Annotated in this window: 29 protein-coding genes; 15 read left to right on the forward strand and 14 right to left on the reverse strand. The window is 58.3% G+C overall.

Annotated features, from left to right (window positions below; genetic code table 11):
- Positions 1 to 234: 234 nt before the first annotated feature.
- A complete protein-coding gene (gene rpsU, locus ACR0BZ_RS06595) occupies positions 235 to 441 on the reverse strand; it encodes a 30S ribosomal protein S21 (protein ID WP_005614280.1) in 207 nt (68 codons plus the stop codon).
- A gap of 111 nt (positions 442 to 552) precedes the next feature.
- Here rpsU and ACR0BZ_RS06600 point away from each other — a divergent pair, with 111 nt between their 5' ends.
- Positions 553 to 1,245 (forward strand): COQ9 family protein, encoded by a 693-nt coding sequence (locus ACR0BZ_RS06600; RefSeq protein ID WP_480919793.1) that lies wholly within the window; start codon positions 553 to 555, stop codon positions 1,243 to 1,245.
- A gap of 61 nt (positions 1,246 to 1,306) precedes the next feature.
- On the forward strand, positions 1,307 to 2,293 hold the full coding sequence (locus ACR0BZ_RS06605) for an NAD(P)H-quinone oxidoreductase (protein WP_480899201.1): 987 nt from the start codon (positions 1,307 to 1,309) through the stop codon (positions 2,291 to 2,293).
- A gap of 30 nt (positions 2,294 to 2,323) precedes the next feature.
- On the opposite strand, the gene ACR0BZ_RS06610 is transcribed toward ACR0BZ_RS06605, so the two are convergent.
- On the reverse strand, positions 2,324 to 3,181 hold the full coding sequence (locus tag ACR0BZ_RS06610) for a DUF2189 domain-containing protein (protein ID WP_480486575.1): 858 nt from the start codon (positions 3,179 to 3,181) through the stop codon (positions 2,324 to 2,326).
- Positions 3,182 to 3,374: 193 nt separating this feature from the next.
- On the opposite strand from ACR0BZ_RS06610, the gene ACR0BZ_RS06615 reads away from it, so the two are divergent.
- Entirely contained in the window at positions 3,375 to 4,358 is a 984-nt protein-coding gene (locus ACR0BZ_RS06615) for a quinone oxidoreductase family protein (RefSeq protein ID WP_480919794.1), read from the forward strand.
- 129 nt (positions 4,359 to 4,487) lie between these two features.
- Here the strand turns inward: ACR0BZ_RS06615 and ACR0BZ_RS06620 are convergent, their stop codons facing one another.
- The 9 genes from ACR0BZ_RS06620 to ACR0BZ_RS06660 form a co-directional block, all read right to left on the reverse strand.
- Entirely contained in the window at positions 4,488 to 4,964 is a 477-nt protein-coding gene (locus ACR0BZ_RS06620) for a YHS domain-containing (seleno)protein (RefSeq protein WP_480919795.1), read from the reverse strand.
- Between the two features lie 193 nt (positions 4,965 to 5,157).
- Positions 5,158 to 5,427 carry a hypothetical protein gene (locus tag ACR0BZ_RS06625; protein WP_480483043.1) on the reverse strand — a complete coding sequence of 90 codons (270 nt, stop codon included), beginning with the start codon at positions 5,425 to 5,427 and terminating at the stop codon, positions 5,158 to 5,160.
- Positions 5,424 to 6,029 carry a glycerol-3-phosphate 1-O-acyltransferase PlsY gene (plsY, locus tag ACR0BZ_RS06630; protein ID WP_267365533.1) on the reverse strand — a complete coding sequence of 202 codons (606 nt, stop codon included), beginning with the start codon at positions 6,027 to 6,029 and terminating at the stop codon, positions 5,424 to 5,426. The genes ACR0BZ_RS06625 and plsY overlap by 4 nt, the downstream gene beginning before the upstream one ends.
- Positions 6,029 to 7,309 carry a dihydroorotase gene (gene pyrC / locus ACR0BZ_RS06635; RefSeq protein ID WP_480919796.1) on the reverse strand — a complete coding sequence of 427 codons (1,281 nt, stop codon included), beginning with the start codon at positions 7,307 to 7,309 and terminating at the stop codon, positions 6,029 to 6,031. Before pyrC ends, plsY begins: the two co-directional genes overlap by 1 nt.
- Positions 7,306 to 7,758 carry a hypothetical protein gene (locus ACR0BZ_RS06640; RefSeq protein WP_480919797.1) on the reverse strand — a complete coding sequence of 151 codons (453 nt, stop codon included), beginning with the start codon at positions 7,756 to 7,758 and terminating at the stop codon, positions 7,306 to 7,308. The genes pyrC and ACR0BZ_RS06640 overlap by 4 nt, the downstream gene beginning before the upstream one ends.
- A complete protein-coding gene (locus ACR0BZ_RS06645; protein WP_209506628.1) occupies positions 7,755 to 8,141 on the reverse strand; it encodes a hypothetical protein in 387 nt (128 codons plus the stop codon). Before ACR0BZ_RS06645 ends, ACR0BZ_RS06640 begins: the two co-directional genes overlap by 4 nt.
- Positions 8,126 to 8,644, reverse strand: a complete 519-nt coding sequence (locus ACR0BZ_RS06650) for a hypothetical protein (RefSeq protein ID WP_480919798.1) — start codon at positions 8,642 to 8,644, stop codon at positions 8,126 to 8,128. Before ACR0BZ_RS06650 ends, ACR0BZ_RS06645 begins: the two co-directional genes overlap by 16 nt.
- Entirely contained in the window at positions 8,641 to 9,576 is a 936-nt protein-coding gene (locus ACR0BZ_RS06655) for an aspartate carbamoyltransferase catalytic subunit (protein ID WP_480919799.1), read from the reverse strand. Before ACR0BZ_RS06655 ends, ACR0BZ_RS06650 begins: the two co-directional genes overlap by 4 nt.
- 59 nt (positions 9,577 to 9,635) lie before the next feature.
- Positions 9,636 to 10,250: a scavenger receptor class F, member 2 gene (locus ACR0BZ_RS06660; RefSeq protein ID WP_480919800.1), complete on the reverse strand. Its 615-nt coding sequence runs from the start codon at positions 10,248 to 10,250 to the stop codon at positions 9,636 to 9,638.
- 83 nt (positions 10,251 to 10,333) lie between these two features.
- On the opposite strand from ACR0BZ_RS06660, the gene ACR0BZ_RS06665 reads away from it, so the two are divergent.
- The 6 genes from ACR0BZ_RS06665 (at position 10,334) to ACR0BZ_RS06690 (ending at position 17,825) form a co-directional block, all read left to right on the forward strand.
- Positions 10,334 to 11,101, forward strand: coding sequence for a uracil-DNA glycosylase (locus ACR0BZ_RS06665; RefSeq protein WP_480919801.1), 768 nt, complete (start codon positions 10,334 to 10,336; stop codon positions 11,099 to 11,101).
- Positions 11,098 to 11,697 (forward strand): metallophosphoesterase family protein, encoded by a 600-nt coding sequence (locus ACR0BZ_RS06670; RefSeq protein WP_480506680.1) that lies wholly within the window; start codon positions 11,098 to 11,100, stop codon positions 11,695 to 11,697. Before ACR0BZ_RS06665 ends, ACR0BZ_RS06670 begins: the two co-directional genes overlap by 4 nt.
- Positions 11,694 to 12,314, forward strand: coding sequence for a LysE family translocator (locus ACR0BZ_RS06675; protein WP_480919802.1), 621 nt, complete (start codon positions 11,694 to 11,696; stop codon positions 12,312 to 12,314). Before ACR0BZ_RS06670 ends, ACR0BZ_RS06675 begins: the two co-directional genes overlap by 4 nt.
- A gap of 6 nt (positions 12,315 to 12,320) precedes the next feature.
- A complete protein-coding gene (gene moaB / locus ACR0BZ_RS06680) occupies positions 12,321 to 12,863 on the forward strand; it encodes a molybdenum cofactor biosynthesis protein B (protein ID WP_480919803.1) in 543 nt (180 codons plus the stop codon).
- A 106-nt stretch (positions 12,864 to 12,969) separates the two neighbouring features.
- Positions 12,970 to 14,418: an efflux RND transporter periplasmic adaptor subunit gene (locus ACR0BZ_RS06685; RefSeq protein WP_480919804.1), complete on the forward strand. Its 1,449-nt coding sequence runs from the start codon at positions 12,970 to 12,972 to the stop codon at positions 14,416 to 14,418.
- 5 nt (positions 14,419 to 14,423) lie between these two features.
- Positions 14,424 to 17,825, forward strand: a complete 3,402-nt coding sequence (locus ACR0BZ_RS06690) for an efflux RND transporter permease subunit (RefSeq protein WP_480919805.1) — start codon at positions 14,424 to 14,426, stop codon at positions 17,823 to 17,825.
- Here the strand turns inward: ACR0BZ_RS06690 and ACR0BZ_RS06695 are convergent.
- Together ACR0BZ_RS06695 and ACR0BZ_RS06700 are read right to left on the reverse strand one after the other, a co-directional pair.
- A complete protein-coding gene (locus ACR0BZ_RS06695; protein ID WP_480919806.1) occupies positions 17,822 to 18,241 on the reverse strand; it encodes an NUDIX hydrolase in 420 nt (139 codons plus the stop codon). The two genes, ACR0BZ_RS06690 and ACR0BZ_RS06695, sit on opposite strands and share 4 nt — an antisense overlap.
- A 4-nt stretch (positions 18,242 to 18,245) precedes the next feature.
- Positions 18,246 to 19,046 carry a protein-disulfide reductase DsbD domain-containing protein gene (locus tag ACR0BZ_RS06700; RefSeq protein WP_480585461.1) on the reverse strand — a complete coding sequence of 267 codons (801 nt, stop codon included), beginning with the start codon at positions 19,044 to 19,046 and terminating at the stop codon, positions 18,246 to 18,248.
- Between the two features lie 157 nt (positions 19,047 to 19,203).
- On the opposite strand from ACR0BZ_RS06700, the gene ACR0BZ_RS06705 reads away from it, so the two are divergent.
- Positions 19,204 to 19,758 carry a YqgE/AlgH family protein gene (locus ACR0BZ_RS06705; RefSeq protein ID WP_480483069.1) on the forward strand — a complete coding sequence of 185 codons (555 nt, stop codon included), beginning with the start codon at positions 19,204 to 19,206 and terminating at the stop codon, positions 19,756 to 19,758.
- On the opposite strand, the gene ACR0BZ_RS06710 is transcribed toward ACR0BZ_RS06705, so the two are convergent.
- Positions 19,759 to 20,709 carry an L-threonylcarbamoyladenylate synthase gene (locus tag ACR0BZ_RS06710; protein ID WP_480919807.1) on the reverse strand — a complete coding sequence of 317 codons (951 nt, stop codon included), beginning with the start codon at positions 20,707 to 20,709 and terminating at the stop codon, positions 19,759 to 19,761. It abuts the gene before it with no gap.
- A gap of 138 nt (positions 20,710 to 20,847) precedes the next feature.
- On the opposite strand from ACR0BZ_RS06710, the gene ACR0BZ_RS06715 reads away from it, so the two are divergent.
- Genes ACR0BZ_RS06715 through ACR0BZ_RS06735 form a run of 5 tightly spaced genes read left to right on the forward strand, consistent with a single transcriptional unit; the run spans position 20,848 to position 26,478 of the window.
- The gene (locus tag ACR0BZ_RS06715) at positions 20,848 to 22,551 is read left to right on the forward strand and encodes an acyl-CoA dehydrogenase (RefSeq protein ID WP_480919808.1); all 1,704 of its coding nucleotides are present in this window, start codon (positions 20,848 to 20,850) and stop codon (positions 22,549 to 22,551) included.
- The gene (locus ACR0BZ_RS06720; protein WP_480919809.1) at positions 22,551 to 23,597 is read left to right on the forward strand and encodes an MBL fold metallo-hydrolase; all 1,047 of its coding nucleotides are present in this window, start codon (positions 22,551 to 22,553) and stop codon (positions 23,595 to 23,597) included. The genes ACR0BZ_RS06715 and ACR0BZ_RS06720 overlap by 1 nt, the downstream gene beginning before the upstream one ends.
- Before the next feature lie 4 nt (positions 23,598 to 23,601).
- Positions 23,602 to 24,054 (forward strand): DUF6173 family protein, encoded by a 453-nt coding sequence (locus ACR0BZ_RS06725; RefSeq protein ID WP_480919810.1) that lies wholly within the window; start codon positions 23,602 to 23,604, stop codon positions 24,052 to 24,054.
- Between the two features lie 56 nt (positions 24,055 to 24,110).
- Entirely contained in the window at positions 24,111 to 25,952 is a 1,842-nt protein-coding gene (locus ACR0BZ_RS06730; RefSeq protein ID WP_480919811.1) for a glycerophosphodiester phosphodiesterase, read from the forward strand.
- A complete protein-coding gene (locus ACR0BZ_RS06735; RefSeq protein ID WP_480486605.1) occupies positions 25,939 to 26,478 on the forward strand; it encodes a hypothetical protein in 540 nt (179 codons plus the stop codon). The genes ACR0BZ_RS06730 and ACR0BZ_RS06735 overlap by 14 nt, the downstream gene beginning before the upstream one ends.
- The last annotated feature ends 63 nt before the right edge of the window (positions 26,479 to 26,541 follow it).

The following is a 26,541-nucleotide window of genomic DNA, read 5'->3' on the forward strand; positions in this document are numbered from 1 at the left end:
GTGATAGAGGGCGGTGCAATTTAGGCGAGTTTTGGCGGCGCAATGCTACCGAGACGAGATTCGTTGCGCTGCAAAGCGCCGGGCAAAACACTGCCTGTACGGAAATGGCAGCTTGCCGCACAACCTTAACCACGAGTCGGCGGATTGTATCCGAGCCCTGAAACGACAAACCCCCGGGCCATGCCTCGGGGGTCGTCAAATAGTGTCATCCAAAGCTGGACGAAATCAAAGATCTTAAAGCAGACCTTCGCGCTGGGCTTTCTTGCGCGCCAGTTTACGGGCACGGCGAATCGCTTCAGCTTTCTCACGCGCTTTTTTCTCGGACGGTTTCTCGAAATGTTGCTTAAGCTTCATTTCACGGAACACGCCTTCGCGCTGCAGCTTTTTCTTCAGGGCACGAAGCGCCTGATCGACGTTATTGTCGCGAACACTAACCTGCATGTGGTTGTCACCACCTTTCTAGATAGAGTTGCAAGGAAATTGCAGGAGTTGGCCGTATAGCAAAGCCGCCCTAACTTGTCTAGTACTGGGCCTGACAACCGGAGAACCGTCATGACCACCACATATGAAGATGCAAAACGGCAGCTTTTGGACGCGATGCTGAACCATGTTCCTTTCGACGGCTGGTCGGAAACTAGCTTTCGCGCCTCGGTTTCCGATTGTGGGCTGGATGACGGTTTGGCACGTGCAATCTGCCCGCGCGGGGCGGTTGATCTGGCACTGGCCTTTCATGCGCGCGGCGATCAGGTGATGCTGGACCGCCTCAGGTCCGAGGACATGAGCGGGCTAAAATTTCGCGACAAGATTGCCGCCGCGGTCAGGTTCCGGTTGCAGGCTGTTGAAGACAAAGAGCTGGTGCGCCGGGGCATGACGCTGTTTTCCCTGCCAGCATATGCGGCCGATGGGGCCAAGGCCTTATGGCAGACCTGTGACCTGATCTGGGGCGCGCTGGGCGATACATCGGACGATGTGAACTGGTACACCAAACGGGCAACCTTGTCGGGGGTCTATTCCTCGACCTTGCTGTTCTGGCTGGGCGATGACAGCCCCGACTATCAGCGCACCTGGGAGTTTCTGGATCGCCGGATCGCAAATGTCATGGAGTTCGAAAAGCTCAAGGCTCAGGTGCGTGACAACCCGGTGTTGAAACCCTTTCTTGCAGTTCCGAACTGGCTGGCGGGTCAGGTGAGGGCGCCGTCCAAGATGCAGGGTGATCTGCCTGGAGTGTTGAACCCCCGAAAGTAACACGTCTTGGTGCTGGGCCTTGCCTCTGATGCCTGCTAGGCATTGGGCAAAGGAGGTGCCTATGACCCAGATGATGCGTGCTGTTGAGATCACTCAACCGGGCGGTCCCGATGTATTGCAGCTGACCGAACGCCCTATTCCTAAGCCGGGGGCCGGACAGGTTGTATTGAAAGTAGCCTATGCCGGGGTGAACCGCCCCGACGCTTTGCAACGCGCGGGCGCTTACGATCCGCCGCCGGGTGCCAGCGACCTGCCGGGGCTTGAGGCTTCGGGCGAAGTGGTTTCAGTCGGTGCGGGGGTCGAAGGACTGTCTGTCGGCGATCAGGTCTGCGCACTGCTGCCGGGCGGAGGATATGCGGAATACGTTTCGACTCCAGCGGCCCATTGTTTGCCAGTGCCTGCAGGTATGGGAATGAAAGAGGCAGCGTGTCTGCCCGAGACATTCTTTACAGTCTGGTCCAACGTGTTCATGCGTGGCGGGTTGAAGGCAGGTGAACGCTTTTTGGTTCACGGTGGGTCCAGCGGAATTGGTACGACGGCAATCCAACTGGCCAATGCCTTTGGCGCGCGCGTTTTTGCCACGGCTGGGTCGGATGAAAAATGCGAGGCTTGTGTCAAACTGGGCGCGGAAAAGGCGATCAACTATCGAAACGAGGATTTCGTAGCAGCCATGCGCGCCGAAGGTGGGGCAAACCTGATCCTTGATATGGTCGGCGGTGATTACATCCCCCGCAACGTCAAGGCTCTGGCCGAAGATGGGCGGCTGGTGCAAATCGCGTTTCTGCAAGGCCCGGTGGTCGAGCTGAACTTTGCCCTGATGATGGTCAAGCGCCTGACCCTGACCGGCAGCACCTTGCGCCCACAAAGTGATCTGGCCAAGGCGCAAATCGCGCAGGACCTGCGCGAAGCTGTCTGGCCTCTGTTGGATGCCGGAAAAGTTGCGCCCGTGATGGACAGCGAGTTTGATCTGACCGAGGCCGCCGCAGCCCACGCGCGCATGGAAAGCTCGGGCCATATTGGCAAGATTGTTCTGAAGATTGCGGGTTGAGTTTAGAATGCGCGGGCGTGTCCCGCGCGTTCACGCAACGGCGCGGCGATACAGATGCCACGTGGCATGACCCAGAACGGGCATCACCACGATAAGCCCCAACAGCAATGGCAAAGCCCCCAGGAATAAAAGCACTGCCACGATGAATCCCCATGTCAGAATGACTCCGGGGTTGTGACGCAGCACTCTGAATGATGTCACAACAGCAACCGGCAGGCCCACTTTGCGGTCCAGCAGTAAGGGAAAACTGACCACGCTGATCGCCAGAGCGCAAAGGGCAAAAACAAACCCAACCGCAGTTCCGACAATGACCATCGCCCAGCCCGCAGAGGTCGTGAAAACCTGCGTGGCAAATGCGCTGAGCGACGCTGGAACCTCGGGGCCCATCGTGTAGGTGTGAATGCTTTGCGCCACCATTAGCCAAAGCAGCAGCAGCATTACTAGGTAAAACCCCAAAACCAGAATTGCTCCGAACGACGGCGATCGAAGCACACCAAATGCGTCCAGCCAGTGAACCTCGCTGCCCTGTTCACGTTTACGGCTGATCTCATAGAGGCCCACGGCCGCAACAGGTCCGATCAGCGCGAAGCCAGCGACCAGAGGGGCCAGAAGCGGAACCAGATTGGCGTTCAGGGCAAAGCCGAACATCAAAAGCCCGGCGATCGGATAAACCAGGACAATGAATACGACATCCGCTCGGGTTTCGAGAAAATCCTGATACCCCGCCCTCAGGCAGGCCCGTAGGTCTTGCAGGGTCAAGGTCTGCACCATTGGCACTTGCGTTGGATCTGCACTGCCAAGTTGCGAGACGCTTTCGGTGACGTGGTCACTTGTGGCGCCCAGAGCCTGGGCTGCCCAGCTGATCGGATTTCCGATTGTCTTAGCCATTTCTTCACCCTTCCCTGGCGAGACTTGCGCCGCGGAACGGATCCGGCATTCAGTTGCCCGTGGCCGGTCCAACCGGCAACGCCATACCTCAGTATAACATAAATTTGCGAAATCTGGATCAATACTCCGGCATCGGACGGATTGCCCTGTGTCACAGTCATGTTAGCTTGATGGCAGGCAAGAGGAGATCAGGATGCAGCAAACAGCGAAAACGGTTGTGATTCATGAATTTGGTGGGCCTGAGGTTCTGCGGATCAAAGACAGGCCAGTGGGCGACCCCGGTCCGGGTGAGATACGTATTCGGCATCAGGCCTGCGGGTTGAACTTCATCGACGTATATCAACGCACCGGCCTGTATCCCCTTGATCTTCCACATGCTTTAGGCATGGAAGCGGCGGGAACCGTTGAAGCGGTTGGGGAAGGGGTGACCCACCTTCAACCGGGGCAGCGGGCCGCTTACGCCGCAGCCCCGCCCGGTGCATATTGCGAGGCGCGTGTGATGCCCGCAGCGCAGGTTTGCCCGCTACCGGATGGCATCACATTCGAAGCCGGCGCAGCGATGATGCTGAAAGGTCTGACGGTTGAATACCTGTTTCACCGGACCACACCGTTGAAACGGGGCGATACGGTTCTGTTCCATGCGGCAGCTGGTGGGGTCGGGTTGATTGCATGCCAATGGGCTAAATCCGAAGGCATCACCTTGATCGGAACGGCGGGGAGTGACGAAAAATGCAGCCTTGCCCGGTTTAACGGGGCCGCGCATTGCATCAATTACAGGTCCGAGAATTTCGCAGAACGCGTGGTTGAGATTACAAAGGGTCAGGGCGTCGACGTGGTGATGGACTCGGTCGGGGCGGACACATTCGAAGGATCACTGGATTGCCTGAAACCGCTGGGCATGATGATTTCCTTCGGCAACGCCTCGGGCCCGGTTCCACCGTTCAACCTTGGGATTCTGGGTCAGAAAGGCTCGCTCAAGATCACCCGGCCCACGTTATTTACACATATCGCGGATCATGCGGTGTGTCAGGCAATGGCGCGTCGCCTGTTTGGCAAAGTCGAGGGGGGTGAGGTCAAAATCCATGTCGATCAGCGTTTTGCCTTGGATCAGGTTGCTGATGCGCATCGTGCGCTTGAAGCGCGGCAAACGACCGGCAGCACAATTCTGGATCTGTAACGCAGTACCCAAACGCCATCGTCCTTAGAATGCGGATATATGTTTCGCCCGTTGGGGAAGGATGAGAGGTGTTCAAAAAACATACGGCGGCGGAAAACCCGCCGCCGCTTTGCCTGAAACAGTCAGATCTTACTGCGATTGCAGCTCTGCCGGGGATTTTTCAGCAATCGTTTCCCAGTTTGCGCTCGCGCTTTCGATGAAACCCGGGATGTCGCCTTCCCAGCGCTCCTGAATGTCTTTGGACAGGTTCAGGTACAGTTTGTTGTCGACGATCTTCCAGTGGTTCGGGTCGCCGTCGAATTTAAAGCCCATGGCCGCGCCGAAGGCACAATAGCCACCATATGCGGGCAGGTATGCTTCGGGGTTGGTTTCAAAGGCTACTTTGTTTTCTTCCGACGAGAACCGGTACAGTGCCTCATCGTGCAACGCAGTGATGCGGTAGTCGCCTTTGGTTGCCTCGCCAGCGGTGAAGTACGCCACCGGGTCATAACCCTGCATGGCCAGACCGGTCGAGCTCGCGTTGATTTCAACGCCAGCCGCCAGCGCGGAGGTTGCCAATGTGACAGACAGTGCCACGCCACTGATCAGAGATCTAAACTTGTTCATTGCTTCACCTTTCGTGAAAAGAGCCCGTTCGACACCGCGAAAATTGCCGCCGTAAGGCCCAGATTGTTGTCCTGTGTGGCCCGTAATTGACCGTCACGATAGCGATTTGGGAAGCGGGCTGATCACGTTCAAAACAATGATTTGTGATTGTGCGCAGGTGATAGAGCCACTGTTCTTTTTTGCCGATCTCTCCTCAGGCATCCGGCCTTAGGTTCAGGACAAATGCGATGACTTTGCATGCGGACATTTCACAGGGTCTTAGCAACGCGCCGCTGCCCATGGTCTGATACAGGTTCAGGCTGATATAGTCGGCTCCGCCCAGTTCGTGCGCAACCAGCTTGTGGGATTTACCACCCGCCATTCGTTGACGCACAACAACATAGCGCCGACCGCCGGAGGTTCCGGTGAAACTGCCCAAGGGCAGTGCAAAAAGGGCATACAGAAACCCGTCTGGCGCGATCACGGCTTTCCGATTCTGGGTTCCGTTCCGGCCTTGATCCGCGCGACGTTCGAGCTGTGCCGCCAGTAGACCAGAAGTGTCAGAATTATCCCAAGGATAAATGTAGTCCCGTTTGACAGCAACAACACCCAAGTCGTTGACAGCGCGGCCGCAGCCAATGCGCCAACCGAGGATATCCGCCAGATTGCTGCCGCGACCAGCCAGGTCAGGCAGCAGGCAACACCGATGCGCCAGTCCAGTGCCAGCCAAAGCCCCAGAAAGGTTGCCACGCCCTTGCCACCCTTGAAGCTCAGCCAAACCGGAAAGCAATGGCCTAGAAACGCCATAAGAGCGGCAACCTGGGCTGCATCTTCACCCGCATATGCGCGTGCTATCAGAACGGCCGCCGCCCCCTTGCCTGCGTCAAACAGCAAGGTCAGTGCCGCAGCGGCCTTGTTGCCGGTGCGCAGGACATTTGTCGCCCCGATATTCCCGGACCCGATCTCGCGCAGATTTCCCAGCCCCATGATCTTGGCAAGCAACAAGCCGAAGGGAATGGAGCCCATCAGGTATCCAACGACCGCCCATTGGAGCAGTTCGCTAGTCGAGTTGTCGATTGGGGGCATCAGGGTCTCCGGAACACTTCATTACCTGCCACATAAGTCGAAATGACCTTACCTTGCATCCGCTGGCCGTCAAATGGAGTGTTCTGAGATTTTGATTTTAGTGCAAACCGATCAAGCACAAAAGGCACATCCGGGTCGAACAGAACCAGATCCGCTGGCGCGCCTTTCGACAGGCGACCGCTGTCCAGGCCTAGCCGTTTGGCCGGGTTGAGGGCCATGGCCCGAAACAGTGTCGGCAGATCCAGCTGGCCTGCATGGTACAGGCGCAAGGCCGCGGGCAGAAGCGTTTCCAGCGCGACTGCACCCGAGGCCGCTTCTTCAAACGGCAGGCGTTTGCTTTCTTCGTCCTGAGGGGTGTGCATCGAGCTGATGATATCGATCAGCCCGGTGCGAACGGCTTCGATAACCGCCTGCCTGTCATCTTCTGATCGCAGCGGCGGTTTGACCTTGAAGAAGGTGCGATAGTCGGCAACGTCAAGCTCGTTCAACGTCAGGTGGTGGATCGACGTCCCTGCGGTTATGTCCAGCCCATTGCGCTTGGCGCGCTCCAGTGCAGGCAGCGCCCGGGCAGTGGTGATTTGGTCGGCGTGATAGGCGGCGCCGGTCATCTCCAGCAGGGCAATGTCGCGGTCCAGCCCCATCCGCTCCGCCATCGGTGACACTGTGGGCAGGCCGCGCAGTGCCGCGAACTTGCCACTGGTCGCTGCGGCCCCGGCGCTCAGCACCGGCTCTTGCGGGTGGGCTATCACAAGCGCGCCACAGGATTTCGCATAGGTCAGGGCACGGGAAAACACCTTGGTATTAGTGATGACGTGATCGCAATCGGTGAAGGCGATTGCACCCGCGTCCATCAGAAACCCGATCTCGGTCATCTCGCGCCCTTCGCGTCCTTTGGTCAGGGCAGCCATCGGCAGAACATTGACCGGCGCATCGGCCTGCGCCCGGCGTGTCGCGAATTCCAGCGTTTCCGGTTTGTCGACTGCTGGCAGAGTATCCGGTCGGGTGACAATCGTCGTGACACCACCAGCCGCAGCAGCAAGTCCCGCTGACCGATAGCTTTCCTTATGACGTTCACCGGGTTCACAGACCTTGACGCCAATATCGATGATGCCAGGGGCGAGGCACTTGCCGTTGCAATCTACGATATGCCCCTCAGTACTCGGCGCGCTTCCTTCGCCTCGGGCGCTAATCCGGCCATCGTTCACCTGCAACCAGCCAGTAGACTCTGTTCCGGCTTCGGGATCGATCAGGCGTGCGTTGGTGAAAAGAACAGAAGTCATTGTGCGGTCTCTCGGGCTTGCTTCAGCGCCATCAATGCGGCATCCGGGTCAGATAGATGATCGAACGAAAAAAAAGGGTGGCGGTCAAAAGTCACTCGTCGTCGGTGGCAAGAGAAGTTCAGAAATCGGTCGATTTTCAGATATTTCGACTTCAGGTCTTTGTTTATCTCCCACGCTTTTTGCGAGGTCACAACATAGACACGTTGTGCGCGAATGAATCGATCAGCCCAAACGAAGAAGACAAATCCAACCGAACAGACAAAAATCTTCCAAAAATCTCCAGCCGTCTCAATCATCCAAGGGCTTGCCAGCCAAATCAATGCAATCAGACCGGCTGCTATCTTGTAGAACCAACCATATCGCAAAGGGAAAAACCCTTGCTCCGGGCGCTGATACCATAATACCTCCTCACCCTCTGGTATTTTTTCCCGCCACCACTCACCAGTCATCCAACGGCCCTTTCGATGGCGGCCTTCGTGGCGGCGGGATCGGCCTGATACTTGATCAGGTGTTTGTCGCCGCCCTTGGTAACGACTTGTACGAAACTGCCCATGGTTTTAACCGCCTCGACCTGATTCAACGGTACTTTGCGTGGGCCGGGACCGGTCAACAAAGTTTCGGTCATCTCCCAGTTAGCGGCCAGTTCTTCCGATGCCAGATACCACGCGCGGATGCCAATTGCGGCGAGGCCGGCAGGTGCTCCGGTCCAGACATAAGGGTTGCCGGTCAACCACAACACAGCCATTGCACCGGCCATGGCAGCCGCCGCAAGCCATGCATTGGTGCGGATATACGCGCCCTTGTCCGGGGCAAAGACTACAGGATCAGCCACAGAATCCCTCCGGTGATCAAAAGTGCTACCAATGCCATAACAGCCGAGCCTATGCGGAGCGGTTTGTTGTCAACCGGCGCGGTTTGCGGGGCCGAGAAAGGCTTGGCGCTTTCTGTTTCGATCGTTCCGCCGGTCCAATTGGTCGCCTCTTCCGTGAAAAGACCAATCATGTGAAGCCGGGGATCGGGTTCAAGGGTCGTGGCCCGGTTTTTGAACGCCGCGCTGCGCAGAACCATGACCCATCCGTCGATCAGCGCCAGCGCGGCACGGTCCAACTGATCTTCTGACACGCCGCACCCTTCGTTCAGATAGCCGTAAAGCCCAAGTTCTTCGAGGTCGGATACCGGAAAGATGTCGATGTGCTCGGGGTCCAGCCCGTCGACGCCAAGCACCTGTTCGGCAGCCCCCGGTTCGCGCAGGAACTTCGCCTCTTCCGGGCGCATGTCCAGCGCGAACAGGCGCAGGACGCCGCGTTCATGAGGGGCGACGGTCAGATTGCTCATGCAACCTCGCGCAGGTTTCGGGCCAGAAGGTCCATGGCGGCCATGCGGACAGCGACCCCCATCTCCACCTGCTCCTGTATGACGGATCGATTGATGTCATCAGCCAGGGTTCCGTCGATCTCAACCCCCCGGTTCATCGGGCCGGGGTGCATGACGATGGCATCGGGCTTGGCCAGCGCTAGCTTTTCCACATTCAGGCCATAACGGTGGTAGTATTCGCGTTCTGACGGGATGAAGCCCCCATCCATTCGTTCTTTCTGAAGGCGCAGCATCATGACCACATCGGCGTCTTTGAGGCCTTCGTTCATGTCGTCATATACCTCGGCCCCAAACTCGGCGAATTGCGACGGCACGAGTGTGGGCGGGCCGATCAGACGAATGCGGTTTTCCATCTTGCCCAGCAGGATCAAATTGGATCGAGCAACACGAGAGTGCGCGACATCGCCGCAAATGGCGATGTTCAGACGGTGCAGGCGACCTTTGGCGCGGCGGATCGTCAGCGCGTCCAGCAAAGCTTGTGTCGGATGTTCATGCCGCCCGTCGCCTGCGTTCAGAACAGCGCAGTTGACCTTTTGCGCCAGCAGGTCGACCGCGCCCGAATGCGGGTGACGCACCACCAAAAGGTCGGGATGCATCGCGTTCAGGGTCAGCGCAGTGTCGATCAGGGTTTCGCCCTTTTTGATCGAACTGGCCTGCATCGCCATGTTCATCACGTCCGCGCCCAGACGCTTGCCAGCCAGTTCGAAGCTTGCCTGCGTTCGGGTCGAGTTTTCAAAGAACATGTTGATCTGGGTCAGCCCCGACAGAACGTCCGAATGCTTGGTCGACTGGCGGTTCATGTCGACATAGGTTTCGGCCAGATCGAGAATTTCGGTGATATCGGATTGCGACAGATGCTCGATGCCAAGAAGGTGACGATGGGCGAAACGCATGGGCGGGCTCCTGTCTGACAATCGGGCCGCTTATAGAAAGCCCCGCGGGGCAAAGCAACCTAAGGATCAGAACCCTCTGGCAGTTTTTCGCAGCCGCCTTCGGGCAGACATTGTTCACCCGGTTTGCACCATTTGCCGTATCCGCAGTCGATGGCTTTGATCGGCACGCAACCCTGATGGTCCGAGCATTTGAATCCCGGACGGCACTGCGAGCCTGTTTCTTCGCACAGGAACCATCCCGGACGGGAACACCCCCCACCCGGCAGACAGGACGAGCCGCGCGCACAAGTGCGGCCATCCTCGCATATCGTAGGAGGGGCTGTACCCGGATCTGGTGTGATCCGTTCACATTCGCCGCGCCCATTGCAAAAACTGTCACCGGGGCAATCCAGACGCGATGTGCATTTGTTCGCGCCTGCGGGTGCACAACGCGCTCCTCCCGCTACGCAGCGTTCAAACGGGCCGCAACTGCGCCCGCCACCGCAATAGGTGCCGCCCAGCGGTATGCAGTGCCCATCAAAGCTGCATCTTTGACCACCGGAACAACAGGTGGTGCCGCATTTGAACTGGCCCGCACGGCACTGACCCTGTGCGTTGTGGAACGTCGCCAATGCCGGATTGCCGGTAAGCACCAGCCCAAGCCCGATCAGGAGGATTCGCAAGGTTCTGAGCATCGTGCCCTGATGGTCGGCGCGACAGAGCGACCGATCAAGCCCAATTCGCTTTCCATCAGCCCTCAGGCGGGTAAATTATCCATATGGAATCGGGCTTGGACTATTACTCTGCACGGGCCTTGCTGGAATGGCAGGTCGAACTGGGCGTGACCGAGGCAATCGGGGACGCTCCGGTTGATCGATATTCGGTGCCGGACACGTCACCAAAGCCCAAGAAGGCAGAGGTTGCGGCAGCCATCCCGTCAAAGCCCGGACAGGCCGACCCGGTAACGGTTGCGCAAGCAGCGGCCAAGGGGGCAGGGTCACTGGATCAGCTGCGCGATGCGATGGAAGCTTTTGATCACTGCGAGCTGAAGCGCGGTGCGCGGCAGTTGGTTTTTGCTGATGGAACGCCCGGTGCGCGGGTGATGATCATCGGTGAGGCTCCGGGCCGCGACGAAGACCGCGAGGGCAAGCCCTTTGTCGGGCGCGCGGGCCAGTTGCTGGATCGCATGTTGGCCGCGATTGATCTGGATCGCAGGCAGAACGTCTATATCACAAATGTGCTGCCGTGGCGGCCCCCACAGAACCGTGACCCAAAGCCCGAAGAAATAGGGATGATGAAGCCCTTTCTGGAACGTCACGTGGCGCTGGCCCGGCCCGAGGTTCTGGTGGTAATGGGCAATATCAGCTGTCAGGCTGTTCTGGGGAAACGCGGGATTACCCGATTGCGCGGCCAGTGGGATCAGGCGATGGACCTGCCTGTGATCCCGATGTTTCATCCAGCTTATTTGCTGCGCCAGCCGCAAATGAAGCGGCAGGCTTGGGCTGATCTGCTGGAGTTGAAAGCCCGGCTGCGAGGTGAGTCATGAAGGTCTTGGCGTTCTCCGATCTTCATATGGCGCGAAACCGCGCCGCTGATCTGGTAGCCGCCAGCGCTGATGCCGACTTGGTCATCGGCGCAGGGGACTATTGCAACATGCGGCAGGGTCTGGATGAGGCGATGCAAATGCTTTCGGGCGTTTCAGCGCCGCTGGTCCTGATACCCGGGAATGCCGAAAGCGCAGAGGATCTGGGCAAAGCGGTGCCCGAGGGTGTGCATGTTCTGCACGGAACGGGAATGACAGTGGATGGATTGCGCCTGTTCGGGCTTGGCTACGGTGTTCCACCCACACCGTTTGGTGATTGGTCCTGTGATCTGACCGAAGGTGAGGCCGCCGAACTGCTGGCGCGCTGCGGCGGAGCAGATATTCTGATTTCGCACTCGCCGCCCAAGGGTCATGGGGATGTGACCTCGCAAGGCGTGGCTGTTGGTTCGGTCGCTGTCCGGAACGCGATCGAGCGGATACAGCCTCGTTTCACGTTTTGCGGCCATATTCACGACAGCTGGGGATATCGCGGCTCGATCGGCCGCACCCGGATCGCCAACCTTGGTCCCAAGGTAAACTGGTTCGAGGTCGCCGTATGATTGAGTTGGTAACGCTTCTTGCCTTCATTCCCGCTGCACTGGCGCTGAACCTGACACCGGGCGCGGATATGATGTTCTGTTTCGGTCAGGGTTTGCGATCAGGTCCGCACGCCGCGATTGCCGCAAGTGCCGGGATTTCCGCCGGTGGAATGATACAGGTCCTTCTGGCTGGGCTGGGCCTTGGCGCGGCGGTTGCGACCTTGCCATGGCTGTTTGATGTCATTCGCTGGGTTGGTGTTGCATACCTGCTGTACTTGGCCTGGGGTGCCGTTCGAAATGGCGCGGTGTCAGCCGAGGCACCCGTCAAACCAACCCGGTTGTCTTTTCGGGAAGGGATGCTTGTCAATCTGACGAACCCCAAGGTAATTCTGTTCGTTCTGGCCTTTATCCCTCAATTTGTAGACCCGTCGCGGGGGTCGGTCCTGATGCAGTTTTTAATCTTCGGCACAATCATCGGCATCGGTGGGTTCGTCGTGAACGGGCTGGTTGGTGTTTTCGCCGGAAGCGCGGGGCGCCATCTGGTCTCGAATCCGCGCGCCTCACGTATTCTGGGCTGGATTACAGGGGGCATTTTTGCGGCCCTTGCGGTCCGGCTTGCCATTCTGGAAAGGGCCTGACACCACATGTCGCGCATTGACGAAACCATGGAGTTCATCCCGGTTAAGATCGCCGTACTGACTGTTTCGGATAGCAGATCGATGGAAGAGGACCGCTCGGGTCAGATATTGGCGGACCGGATCGAAAAGGCGGGCCATGTTGTCGCGGATCGGAGAATAATTCGGGACGAGCGCAGACAGATTTCAGATCAGTTGCGCGCGTGGGTGGAGGACGAACAGATCGACGTCGTGATTTCGACCGGCGGCACGGGTCTGACCGGGCGCGATGTCACCGTCGAGGCGCATCGCGATGTCTATGAAAAAGAGATCGAAGCCTTTGGCACCGTCTTCACGATCATCTCGATGGAGAAGATTGGAACTTCCGCGGTGCAATCGCGGGCGACGGGGGGCGTTGCCGGGGGGACATATCTGTTTGCCTTGCCCGGCAGCCCGGGGGCCTGCAAGGACGCGTGGGACGGTATTTTGGAAAAACAGTTCGATTATCGTCATCGCCCGTGCAATTTTGTGGAAATAATGCCCAGATTGGACGAACATCTGCGACGGAAGTAGACTGGTCATACGTTCCATTCCGTATAACCGCCTTGTGGCTTGGCATATTTCCTGATCCAGCTACATGTTGTGGACGGCAGCGTGGTGCAACCGGGGTAACTGATCGATGCGATTTCTACGACATAGTCTTGTCGGTATTTTTCTGGCGTTTCTGGCGCTGGCTTTGTTGTTTGTTGCCGTGCAGATGATCGTTGGGGCCGTTCAGGAGGCTTTGACGCACGATAACGCGACACCACCCGCACGAGAAAGGATCTTTGCTGTTGCGGTTCGGCCTGCCGAGGCGGAAACCGTCACCCCATATCTTGAAGCTTTCGGAGAGGTTCAAAGCCGCCGCAGGCTGGAGCTGCGTGCGGCGCTTGGAGGTCGCGTTGTCGCGCTGGCAGAAGACTTTGAAGATGGTGGAATTGTTGAGGCTGGCGAAGTGCTGGTCGAACTGGATCCGGCAGATGCGCAATCTGCGCTGGATCGGGCAAAGTCCGATCTCTTGGACGCCCAATTTGAAGAGCGAGACGCAGAACGCTCGTTGCTGCTGGCGCAGGACGAGCTGAAATCGGCCGAGGCTCAGGCGGAACTGCGGGAAAGGGCGTTGCAACGCCAACGGGATCTGGAATCACGGGGCGTGGGGGCCGCCGCCAGCGTGGAAGAGGCCGAACTGGCCGCAGCATCATCGCAACAGGCCGTTCTGGCGCGGCGTATTGCGCTGGCACAGGCTGAATCCCGTGTGGATCAGGCATCAACCCTGTTTGCCCGAGCCATGATAGCACTGGAAGCTGCGGAGCGCGATCTGGGCGACATGACAATCCGGGCGGGCTTTGGCGGCACTTTAACGGATGTTACGCTTGTGGAAGGGCGGCTGGTATCTGCAAGTGAAAAGCTTGCTGAACTGGTTGATCCCAACGACTTAGAGGTGGCGTTTCGGGTGTCGACCGCGCAATATGTGCGGCTTCTGGATGGCGGCGATCGTCTGATCAATGCGCCGGTCACCATATCTCTTGAAGTCACAGGGACCGATCTGACCGCAATTGGCCAGATTAGCCGCGATAGCGGGTCTGCCGGTGAAGGCCAGACCGGGCGGTTGATCTATGCCCGCCTGCAAGAGGCATCGGGGTTTAAACCTGGAGATTTCGTTACGGTTTCAGTTCAGGAACAGCCGCTTGCCGGAGTTTACCGACTGCCGTCTTCGGTCCTTGATGCATCCGGAACAGTTCTGGTTCTTGGCCCTGATGACCGATTGGAAAGTCTGCCGGTTCAGCTCATCCGCCGCCAGGGGGACGAAGTTCTGCTGCGGGGCGACGGGTTGGAAGGGCGTGAGGTCGTCGTCGGACGAACCCCCCTGCTTGGGTCGGGCGTGCGTGTGCGGCCCCTACGGCTTGAGGCGGGTGCAGACCCCGGAATGGTCGAGCTGACGGACGAGAAACGCGCCGAACTTGTGGCTCAGGTCGAGGCGAACAGTGCGATGCCACCGAAGGAAAAGACGAAGGTTCTAACCCGGCTGCGCGAAGCTCGAGTGCCGACATCTTTGGTGCGCAGTATTGAAACCAGGGCTGGGGGATAAACGCCATGATGCGCGAGATACCTGGCGCGGCGGGCGGCATTCTCAGTTACTTCACGCGGCATCGGACAGTTGCCAACCTGCTGTTGCTTGTCATGCTGGTTCTTGGCGCGGCGGCAATCCCGAACATGCGTGCACAGTTCTTTCCGGACGTCATTCTGGAACGCGTCGATGTATCCGTAACCTGGGATGGTGCCGGGCCCGAGGACATGGACGCCGGGATCGTGCAGTTGCTGGAACCTGCGCTGCTGGCCGTCGAAGGGGTGACCAGTACCGAGGCTTCCTCGCATCCGGGCTGGACCCGTATCAGGCTGGAATTCGAACCCAACTGGGATGTGTCCCGCGCTGTTGAGGAAGTCCGGACCGCCGTAGACGCTGTCACAGATCTGCCGGAAGACGCTGAGGAGCCCAAGATTCAACGCGGTGCGTGGCGTGATCGGGTGACGGATGTGGTGATTACCGGTCCGACCGATACTGCTCAGCTGGCTAAGCTGACGGATGAGCTTATCAATCGTTTATTCGCATCAGGTGTGACCCGCACGACAATCCGGGGTATTGCCGCACCGCGCATCGTTGTCGAGGTCACCACCGCTCAGTTAATCGCAAACGATATAACGATGGCCGAAATCGCGGCAGCGATAGGTGCCGAAGTCAATACGGACCCCGCTGGCAATGTCGAAGGTGCGGGTGCTCGTGTCCGGGCGGGAACTGAGAAACGCACGCCGGAACAGATCGAAGGCATCGCGCTGCGGACGAACGAAGACGGGTCGAAGCTGAAGGTTGGCGAAATAGCCACAATTCGGATTGAAGGCGTCACCCGCGACCGCAGCTATTATGTGGGCGACAATCCCGCCATGTCGATCAGAGTGGACCGGTCGAACCTGGGCGATGCGATAGGTATTCAGCACACGGTCGAGGACGTTGCCCGCCAGATGCAGGCCCGCCTGCCTGAAGGTGTGAGAATTGATCTGATCCGCACCCGGGCGCAAGCAATTACCGACCGGTTAAACATCCTGGTGGATAACGGGCTGATGGGGCTGGGGCTTGTTGTCATCCTGTTGTTCCTGTTTCTGAATGCGCGCATCGCATTTTGGGTCGCGGCGGGTATCCCGGTGGCGATGTCGGCGGCGATTGCGCTGATGTATCTGGGCGGTCTGTCGCTGAACATGGTTTCACTGTTTGGTCTGATCATTACGTTGGGGATCGTTGTAGATGATGCCATTGTCGTGGGGGAGCACGCTGATTTTCGCTCCCGCCGATTGGGCGAGACACCAGTGGAAGCCGCAGAGCGCGCCGCGCGTCGAATGGCGATGCCGGTTCTGGCCGCCACGGTAACGACGGTGATTGCGTTTTTCGGCCTGACTTTGGTTGGAGGACGTTTCGGAGAGCTGATCCGCGATATCCCTTTCACGGTGATCGCAGTTCTGGTTGCATCGCTGGTGGAATGCTTCTTGATCCTGCCCAATCACATGGCGCATGCAATTGCGCATTCGGCCAAAGAACACTGGTACGATCTGCCGAACCGTGTCGTCAATCGTGGCTTTCGTTGGGTTCGGGATCACTTGTTCCGCCCGTTGATCGCCTGGGTGATCTGGGCGCGATATGTGGTGGCCGCGCTGATGATCGCCATCCTGGCCAGTCAGGTCGCATTGTTCATTCGTGGCGACGTGAACTGGCGGTTCTTCAACGCGCCTGAACGCAGTTCGGTCAGCGGCGGGTTTATTATGCGCGAAGGGTCGACCCGGTCAGATACACTTGAGATGATGCGCATTCTACAGGATGCAACCAACGAACTGGGCCGGATCTACGAAGAGCGTCATGGCCGAAATCCAATTGACTATGTCCTGGCTGAAGTTGGTGGCAATGCCGGGCGTGCGCTTGCTGCGGCTGACGGCAAGGACGGCAGTGTGCTGGGAGGTATTTCGATTGAATTGATCGACGCCGATCTGCGCCCATATTCGAGTTTTGAGTTTGTGGGCGAGCTACAGGATTTCGTACCGCGTCACCCCAAGGTCGAAGTGATCAGCTTCCGCGGTTGGCGGTCCGGCCCCGGCGGCGATGCAATCGATGTGCAATTTTATGGCTCAGACGTAAATGTCCTGAAAGCCGCATCTGAAGATCTGCAAACTGCGCTGTCGAAGTTTCCTGAAGTTTCGGCACTTGAGGACACTTTGGCATATGACAAGGAAGAGTTTCTTCTTGACCTGACGGCGCAGGGTCAGGCGCTGGGCTTTCGGATCGAAACGCTGGGGCGGGCTTTGCGCGACCGTTTGAACGGGATTGAGGCCGCAACCTTCCCCGACGGGCCGCGCAGTGCCGAGATCCGTGTCGAACTGCCCGAAGGTGAACTGACAGCAGATTTTCTGGAACGAACTCTGATGCGTTCTCCTGATGGGGTCTATGTACCGCTGGCTGATATCGTTTCGGTCGAGCGCAAGTCCGGGTTTTCGACGGTTCGGCGTGAAAACGGCCTGAGGGTGGTTTCGGTAACAGGCGATATTTCGGAAGACGATCCGGCACGGGCCGCCGAAATTGAACGCGTGATGCAGGACGAGATCCTTCCCAATATCGCGGCCGAAAGGCAGGTTGAGTGGCGCATGTCGGGTCTGAGCGAACAGGAAAACGAATTCCTGTCCGAGGCCCGCAATGGTCTGATCCTGTGCCTGACTGGTATTTACCTTGTACTGGCCTGGGTTTTTGCCAGCTGGACACGACCCCTTGTGGTCATGGCGATTATGCCCTTTGGCCTGGTCGGAGCGATTTGGGGCCATTACATCTGGGAGGTGCCGCTTAGCATGTTCACGGTGGTCGGGTTGCTGGGCATGACAGGGATCATTATCAACGACTCGATCGTTTTGGTGACCACGATCGACGCATACCAGCAGGATCGCGGGTTGATTCCGTCGATTCTGGATGGCACGGCGGACAGGTTGCGACCTGTCATGCTGACCACGCTGACGACGGTTCTTGGGCTAGCACCCTTACTATATGAAGGCTCTCAACAGGCGCAGTTTCTGAAACCGACTGTAATCACACTGGTCTACGGGCTTGGTTTCGGAATGTTGCTGGTGTTGGTGCTTGTGCCCGCCTTGCTGGGAATTCTCAATGACGTGGCACGACCGATGACAGCCATGCGCCGTGCTGCACGGGCCCCTGACAAGGTTGTTCGTGGCGCGTTGGCCGGAACCGGTGTGATGCTTGGGATCTGGTTTGCCTTGACGATGATCTGGCCCGCCGTCAACGGTGCACCGCTTGCTATGCTACAAGGTCTTTATCCCGGTGATGATGGCATTGCCGCATTGAAAATGGGGCTGGGCGCGTTTGTTGCCGGAGCTGTGCCGATTGTGATTCTGAGCATTGTTGCCTCAGGCATGCTTTATGGTCGCCTCACGAAATCGGCAGATGCTTAAACCGCACGCAAGGCATATTCCATAAGCTCAATGACCCGCGCGCTCATGGGCAGGTTGCCCTGGCGTATCTGATCGACGGGAAACCACCGGGCATCCAGTGCGTCGTCACCGGCCCTCGGCGTGCCCGAGCGATACTGGCAGGCGACCCCGACCAGAAGGTAATGGGACACGATCAGCCCATCTGGGGTTCGGCGCACAAGGTCCAGATTTTTCAGATAATGTGACGACTGCGCGATCACCGAGGTTTCTTCCAGCAATTCGCGTTGTGCCGCTTCCAATACGGTTTCACCCCATTCGACATGGCCACCGGGAAACCCCCACAGCCCGGCGTCGGGCTGCTTGCTGCGCTGAACCAGAAGAATCTGATCCTGATGCAGAACAACGGCCAGGGCACCGATTTTTGGTGATTGGGTCATGAATTCAGCCTGCGCTGCAGCCCTGAATATCAACTGCGTGATTGGCGCCCAGAACTGTAATCCGGATTTCAGAGCGATCCAGCGCAAAGGGTGTACCCGATGCATTGATAATCTCGGCCTCGGCCACCAACGTATCACCTTGCCGTTGCGCAACCGGCTGCGACGCCCAGAGGGAGGGATTGCCGGGTTCGATCACAGCCACTTCATGACCACCTGCCGATGGCATGGTCACTCGTGCTTCGATACGCATACCATCTTTAGTCGGCGTCAGACGACAGGTGGCACTGGACACGCGAGCTTCTTGCGCGGAATAAGGGCGTTGCGCCAGTGCGGCGGCAATCGCGGGATGGCGCCCGGCATTGGCGTCGAGTGTGTGGTCAAAGCCCAGACGTTCCGGAATACAAACGTCTTTGCAAACGCCCAGATCCATTTCGCCCTGCAATCGGACCGGCTTGGCAGGGTTGCGCGGCGTAATCTCAATCGGAAGGACCAGTTGATTCTTGTAACCGATCGACTGCAACCCGTTCTGATCGAAGACATCGGGGGCAGGCCATGTGATCTCAACACGCCCGACATTGCTTGAGCGTTTCCAGTTGATTTCCGGCGGGATGCCAGCATCTCCGGGCGCACGCCAGTAGGTTTTCCAACCATCCTCAAGCGTCACCTTCAAGGCGGTAAGATAAGTGCCGTTTGCAGTCCGTCCGCCATCCAGAACATCCAGCTGAACCACGCCGTCCAGACCCTGAGCGGCAACCGGGGCGGCCAAATGCAGGCAAGCGAGTGCGGCGACAGCAGTGTGTTTCATCGACATCTTCATCCCTCTTAAATGCGCGGCGTTGACCCGGATTCCAAGTCACGTTCTGTTCACTGGGATGAAATCCGCCAAAATACCTGTTGTTCTCTTGCCAATAGACATGCTGCGGGGCCATTGTTGAGGTGTTCTGAGAAAGAGATGGCGGCCCATGGACCTGACCGGAAAACTGTTGATTGCGATGCCCGGTATGGGAGATCCGCGATTCGACCATTCGGTGGTGTATGTGTGCAGTCATGGTGACGACGGTGCCATGGGTTTGATTGTGAACAAGCCCTCGGACCTGCGGATAAAGACCTTGCTGGGTCAACTGAATATCGCCTGCCGTGTACCGATTGTCGGCGAACGCCTTGTGCATTTCGGTGGGCCAGTCGAGATGTCACGCGGCTTTGTCCTTCACAGCGCCGATTACGAGGCCAACCTGCATTCAATGCAGATTTCCGAGGATTTCAGCATGACGGCGACACTTGATGTGCTCGAGGATTTGGCGTCAGGCACTGGGCCGCTGAACTCGATGCTGGCGCTGGGCTATTCCGGCTGGGGGCCCGGTCAGCTTGAGGATGAAATTGCCATGAACGGCTGGCTAACCACCGAGGCAACGTCGAAACTTGTTTTCGATGTGCCCGATGATGCGAAATGGGAGGCAGCGTTGGCTTCTTTGGGCGTGGACCCGCTGACCCTTTCTGCCAGCGCGGGGCGAGCGTGATCAGCTGTCACGGGGTGCCGCCGCGCGCCGCAGCCGGTCATTGATTGCCGCCCCCAAACCCGTGTCAGGGATCGGAGAAACGGCAATCGGTCGCCCGGTTTCGTTCAGCTGATGCAGAAACGCAAACAGATTTGCCGCCGCTTCGGTCAAGTTGCCGGTGGCGGACAAGTTCAGGTCGCACTCTACCTGCCCAAATCCCAGTAACACCTCGTCACCCTGACGGGTTTTGGCATTCAAACGGACCGGGGCGTCCGGCGCATAATGTGATTGCAACTGGCCGGGGGCGGTCAGAAGGTCACCGGATTGATGCAAATGCAGTCGCGTTTTCAGCGTCTCTTCGACCTGCTCCAGCGCGATGCCACCTGGACGCAAAAGTGCAGGTTCCCCAGCCAGGCCGATGATGGTGGACTCAAGCCCGACATCGCACGGCCCGTCATCCAGAACAGCCGCAATCTTGCCGCCAAGACCCGACCAGACATGATTTGCCGTGGTCGGACTGATCTGACCCGACGGGTTTGCCGAAGGCGCCGCAACCGGGCCATCAAATTCGGCCAGCAGCGCGCGCGCTGTCGGATGTGCCGGAACGCGCACGGCCAACGTATCCAAACCTGCCGTCACCAGCGATGAAATCCCGTGCCCTTCGCGCAAGGGCAAAACCAAGGTAAGCGGACCGGGCCAAAAGGCCTGCGCCAGATGCTCGGCCTGATCTGACCATTGCACATACCGTTGCGCCGCGGCGACCGAAGCGACATGTGCGATCAGCGGATTGAAGCTGGGCCGCCCCTTGGCCTCGTAGATCGATGCCACCGCCTGCCCGTTGCGGGCATCGCCGCCCAGGCCATAGACCGTCTCGGTCGGGAAAGCGACCAGAAGGCCCTGTCGCAACATATCTGTAGCCCGCGCGATACCGCCGGGATCCGCCGTCAATTCCTGAGTGCCGGTTGAGATCATAACTGGTGACGCCGCGTTTTGGTTGCTTGTAACATAAGGGACAGTAGGTAATTGATCCAAGCTCATACGCTTACCGGCGCTTGCCCACAATTCCAAGCCTGCCGATATGTTCTGAATTGTTAGCCTTCGAGAGTGATCATGCCCTATCGCACCCCAATTTCAGATTACCAGTTCCTGCTGGACCAAGTGGTCGGGTTCGACCAGGTCGCTGCGACGGATAAATTTGCTGATGCCAGCGGGGATGTGGTCAATGCGATCCTGACCGAAGCTGGAAAGATGTGCGAAGAGGTGATGGCCCCTCTGCAGCGCCCCGGTGATCTGGAACCTGCACGGCTTGAAAATGGCGTGCTGCGAACTTCTCCGGGATATGCAGACGGCTGGAAGGCTATTGCTGAAGGTGGCTGGATCGGGATCAGTGGTAATCCTGAATACGGGGGGATGGGGTTGCCTATGACCATCACCACGGCGGTCAACGAGATGATGAGTGCCGCTTGCCTGTCGCTGCAACTTGCGCCGCTTATGTCTCAGGGCCAGATCGAGGCGTTGGACCATCACGCCAGCGACGAATTGAAAGCGCTGTATCTGCCTAAGATGATGACGGGGGAATGGTCGGGCACCATGAACCTGACCGAAGCTCAGGCCGGGTCGGATGTCGGCGCGTTGTCTGCGAAGGCTGAGCCGAACGGTGACGGGACATATTCGATCACCGGTCAAAAGATCTTCATCTCGTGGGGCGATACCGATTTCACCGAGAATGTCTGCCATCTGGTACTGGCCCGCCTTCCCGATGGGGTGCCCGGCACCAAAGGGATCTCGTTATTCCTTGTCCCCAAATTCCTGCCTGATGAAAATGGTGATCCGGGCGCGGCCAACGATCTGAAAGTGGTTTCGCTGGAACACAAGATGGGTTTGCACGGGTCGCCCACCTGCGTGATGCAATATGACAAAGCCAAAGGCTGGCTGGTGGGCGCCGAACATGGCGGTATGGCGGCCATGTTTACCATGATGAACAATGCGCGTCTGGGTGTGGGCGGACAGGGCGTGGGTGTGGCCGAAGGTGCATATCAGCACGCGTTGGCCTATGCGCTGGAACGGAAACAAGGCAAAACGCCGTCCGGGACGATTATCGACCATGCGGATGTGCGCCGTATGCTTTTGGATATGCGTGCTGATGTTTATGCCGCGCGCGCGATCCTGTTGGCCAATGCGGTTGCAATTGATATGGCAGAGGCCACTGGTGACGCCGATTGGGCTGCGCGGGCCGCGCTGTTGACGCCGATCAGCAAGGCGTTTGGTACTCAGACTGGGATGCGTGTGGCTGAAACCGGGGTCCAGGTGCATGGTGGCATGGGATATATTGAGGAAACCGGAGCGGCACAGTTCTATCGCGATGCGCGTGTCACCGCGATCTACGAGGGCACCAACGGCATTCAGGCGATGGACCTTGTTGCGCGGAAGATGATGGACGGGGGCGAGGCTGCTTCGAACCTGCTGGATGAGATTGAAGACCAGGCTGAACGCGCCCGTGCAACACTGCCTGATCTGGCGGGCCCTGTTTGGGAAGCCACCGAAACGCTGCGCGAGGCGACAGAATGGTTGGTGGCTCAGGATGATTTGAATAACCGCTTTGCAGGCGCAGTTGCTTATCTCCAGGCTTTTGCCCGGGTGCTGGGTGGGCACTATCACCTGACCGCCGCCCTTGCCGATCCAGATGGGCCGCGGGCGAAACTGGCGCGGTATTATATCAACGCCCTGTTGCCCGAACATACGGGCCTTTTGGCACGGGCACAGAACGGCGCGGATGACCTTTTCGCGCTGAGCACGGACGAGTTTGCAGTTTGATGGACGGGGATCACGTATTGGGGATCAGATATCCGTGGTCTGAACCGCCCGCGCAGGGCGAAGCCACCGAGATTGCCCAAGGTGTTCTCTGGATGCGGCTGCCCCTGCCTATGGCGCTGGACCATGTAAATATCTACGCACTGGACGATGGCGGCAGCTGGACTGTGATCGATACGGGGCTGTCCTCGAACAAGACGCGGCGCATCTGGGAAGCGTTGATGGCCGGGCCTCTTGCAGGCAAGCCGATCAGGCGGGTGGTGGTGACTCACCACCATCCCGACCATGTTGGCAATGCCGGATGGTTTCAGACGGAACACGGCGCCGAGCTGGTGACAAGCCGCACCTCGTGGCTGTTTGCGCGGATGCTGACGCTGGATGTGCAGGAAACCTGGCCGCAAGAAACGCTGGGTTTCTATCGCAGTGCGGGCATGGCATCCGAAGTTTTGAACAAACGGATGGCGGACCGGCCCTTTAATTTTGCCGACACGGTCTATCCCATGCCGCTGGGTTTTACCGGGATCCAGCAGGGTGATGTGATCCGTATGGGCGGACGTGACTGGGACGTTCATATGGGCAATGGCCATGCACCGGAACACGCCACCTTCTGGAGCCGCGATGACAATCTGGTACTCAGCGGCGATCAGATCCTAAGCTCGATCAGCCCCAATCTGGGTGTCTATGCGACCGAACCCATGGCCGATCCGGTGTCAGGATGGATGGAGGCCTGTAAGAGGCTTCAGGCGCTCGCCCGTCCCGATCATCTGGTTTTGGGCGGGCACAAATTGCCCTTCACGGGTCTGCCGTTGCGTATGAAGCAGCTGATTGACAACCACCATGGCGCGCTGGAACGGCTGCTGGATCATCTGGATCAGCCCAAATCTGCCGCTGACAGCTTTATGCCGCTGTTCAAACGTACAATCCGGGAGGGTGAGTATGGCCTTGCGCTGGTCGAGGCGGTTGCACATGTAAATCACCTCTACCACATTGGTGCAGTAACCCGGACGCAACGCGCGGATGGGGCATGGCTGTATCAACGCAAAGGGTAGACCAATGCAGGACCAGATCGAAACCTCGGCCGAGGCCGCAGAAGCCGCAGCTTTGCCAAAGTGTTACGAGGTGCACGCCGATCCCAAAGCCGAATCCGGAAGCAAAAAACTGCCCGAGACGTTGAAAAAACCCTTGGCTAGCAAGAGCCCCGCACAATGGGCCTACGAGCGGTTAATCCTGTACATCCAGAATTTCGAACAGACGCTGGACGGCGATCATGAGGTCGCGATGGGGTTCACCGGTGGCGATGCAGGTGTAATGCGGATCGAGGGGATGGGTTATTTCGACCCCGACATGATAACCTTTTACGGGTCCGACGGGACCGGAGCCCGCACGCAACTGGTGCAACATGTCAGCCAGTTGAACGTGATGTTGCGTGCGCTTCCCAAATCGGTTGAAGACAAGCCAGCCAACCGCATCGGGTTCCGCCTGGCTGCAGACCTGAAAGACAGCTGACTTGCAATTCACGTTTGCGCGCCTTTGAATGAATGTATCAGTTCGGAGGCGACCGCGTGAGCAGATATTTCCATGCCGTAACACATGCCTACGCGGGGGCCTGGGCCCGGCGTCGGGTTTTTGTGCCTATCTATATCGCTGTCCGATTGCTGCTTGTGGCGTTGATTGCGCCAGGGGTGGCGCTGGCGGTCAATCTGGCAGTCTCTCTGTCTGACCAGACGGCCTTGACCGATCAGGACATTGCCATGTTCCTGCTGTCTCCGGTCGGGTTTATCTCGTCTGTTGTAGTTCTGAGCCTGTTTCTGCTGGCTGAGGTCCTGGTGTTCTCGGTCATGGCCGGGTCGCTGCGCATGGGCGAACAAGATCCCTGGCGTGCTGGCAGTGCGGCGCTCGCATTGATCCTGTCCCGTTTCCCGGCGTTGTTCGGATTTGCCGTGCGTTTCATCCTGCGTGTCCTGTTGCTTGCCCTGCCATTCGTGGCTGTCGCTGGCCTGATCGCTTGGTGGACGCTGACTGAATATGACATCAACTATTACCTGACCTTCCGCCCCCCCGCCTTCAAGGTGGCGGCTCTTCTGATCGGAGTGGTTGTTCTTGTACTGGCGTGGCTTTTGATCCGCCGTCTGTCCGCCTGGGCGCTGGCCCTGCAATTGGTCCTTTTCGAACGAACTGCGCCCCGAACGGCGTTTGCCCAAAGTGCGCAGAAAATGGAGGGCAAGCGCGGGCGGTTGAAGATCGAACTTGCCCTTTGGCTGGGGATGCGCCTTGTCATTGCCGCTTTGATTGCCGCAGTGGCCAGCCTTTTGTTTACTCTCGTACCCGTGCAGGACGGCAGCAATCTCAAGCTGGCCTTGACCTTCAGTTTTGTCGTTGCTGGACTGTGGTCATTGGCGGGGCTGGTTCTGGCAGCAACGGCGCTGGGCGCGTTGGCCGTCTTGTTGGACGGGTTTTTCGATATTGACGCAAAAAAGATCGCCCACCCAGAACCCCGGAAAATTCGGGCGCCTGTATTTGTGACAGTGGGCGCATCCCTTGCCGCGTTGGTTATTGGCCTTTGGTCAGGTCAAAGTCTGCTGGAACGTGTGCAGGCCCCGGATCATGCCGAGGTCATTGGCCACCGGGGTGCCGCGGCCTTGCGGCCGGAAAACACGATGGCCTCGGTTCTGAAAGCGATCGAGGACGGCGCGGATTGGGTTGAAATCGATGTTCAGGAATCTGCGGATGACGTGATCATCGTGGCCCATGACAGCGATTTCATGAAGCTGGCGGGTGTTAATCTGAAGGTCTGGGATGCCACAATGGCGGATGTGGCCGATATCGACATCGGCAGCTGGTTCGACCCGGAATACGCCTCGGAACGCACGCCAACTCTGCGTGATGTGCTGGAGGCGGCCAAAGGCAAGTCCAGGGTTCTTATCGAACTGAAATACTATGGCCATGATATCGATCTGGAAAACCGGGTGATCAAACTGGTGGAAGAGTTGGAGATGCAGGACGAGGTTGCCACCATGTCGTTGAAATACCCGGCTGTCCAAAAGATGAAGAAACTGCGCCCGGACTGGCGTTCGGGTGTATTGGCGGCCACAGCCGTTGGTGATCTGTCGGGGTTGGAGGGCGAGTTCGTCGCCGTTAACGCAGGGATGGCGACGCCGGGCCTGATCCGAAAGGTTCACGATGCCGGCAAGGATATCTATGTCTGGACAGTAAACGATCCGCTGCAGATGTCCAAAATGGCGTCTATGGGCGTTGATGGTCTGATTACCGATCGCCCGGCTATGGCCAATGAGGTTCTGCGCGTGCGCGCTGAAATGGGACCGGCAGAGCGGCTGATGTTGTGGCTGGCCACGGCGTTCGGATTACAGGTCGACACCAAGGCGATGCGCGATGAAAGCCCTTAATCTGTCGCTGCTGTTACTCATCATTCCGCATGTTGCCTTGGCACAGGACTTGATGCGCCGGTTCGAAATGCCTGCCCATCGCGCCTTGATGGACCAGAGCGACGGAGCCGAGCTGCAACCATTTGAAACAGACGGGTGCTCGGGTGGGTTGTCCGCAAGCTGGCGCTGGGTGGCAAAGCAATTCCCGCAGGTTGGTGAGATTTTTGAAGAACATCCACCTTGGGAAAACTGTTGTGTGATCCACGACCGGGCATATCACAATGCTGGCGGCGCGGATTCGGCCGAGGAAAGCTATGACGCGCGTTTGGCGGCGGACGATGCCCTGCATGCCTGTGTTGCGGCGCATGGAGATCTGAATGCCGACGAATATGCGGATCGCTACGATATGGAACCTGATCAGATCCGCACCATTCATGCGATCACTGCGGATGCCATGTATGGGGCGGTTCGTTTCGGTGGCGGGCCGTGCAGCGGCCTGCCCTGGCGGTGGGGGTTTGGGTATCCAGGATGCTCGGTCCTCAAGTAAGCGCGCCCTGCGCGCGAATGACGTGGTGACAGGCGTTTTGTTTTCCATTATCCAACAGGTCAA

The sequence above is a fragment of the Ruegeria sp. P8 genome, from assembly GCF_056534665.1.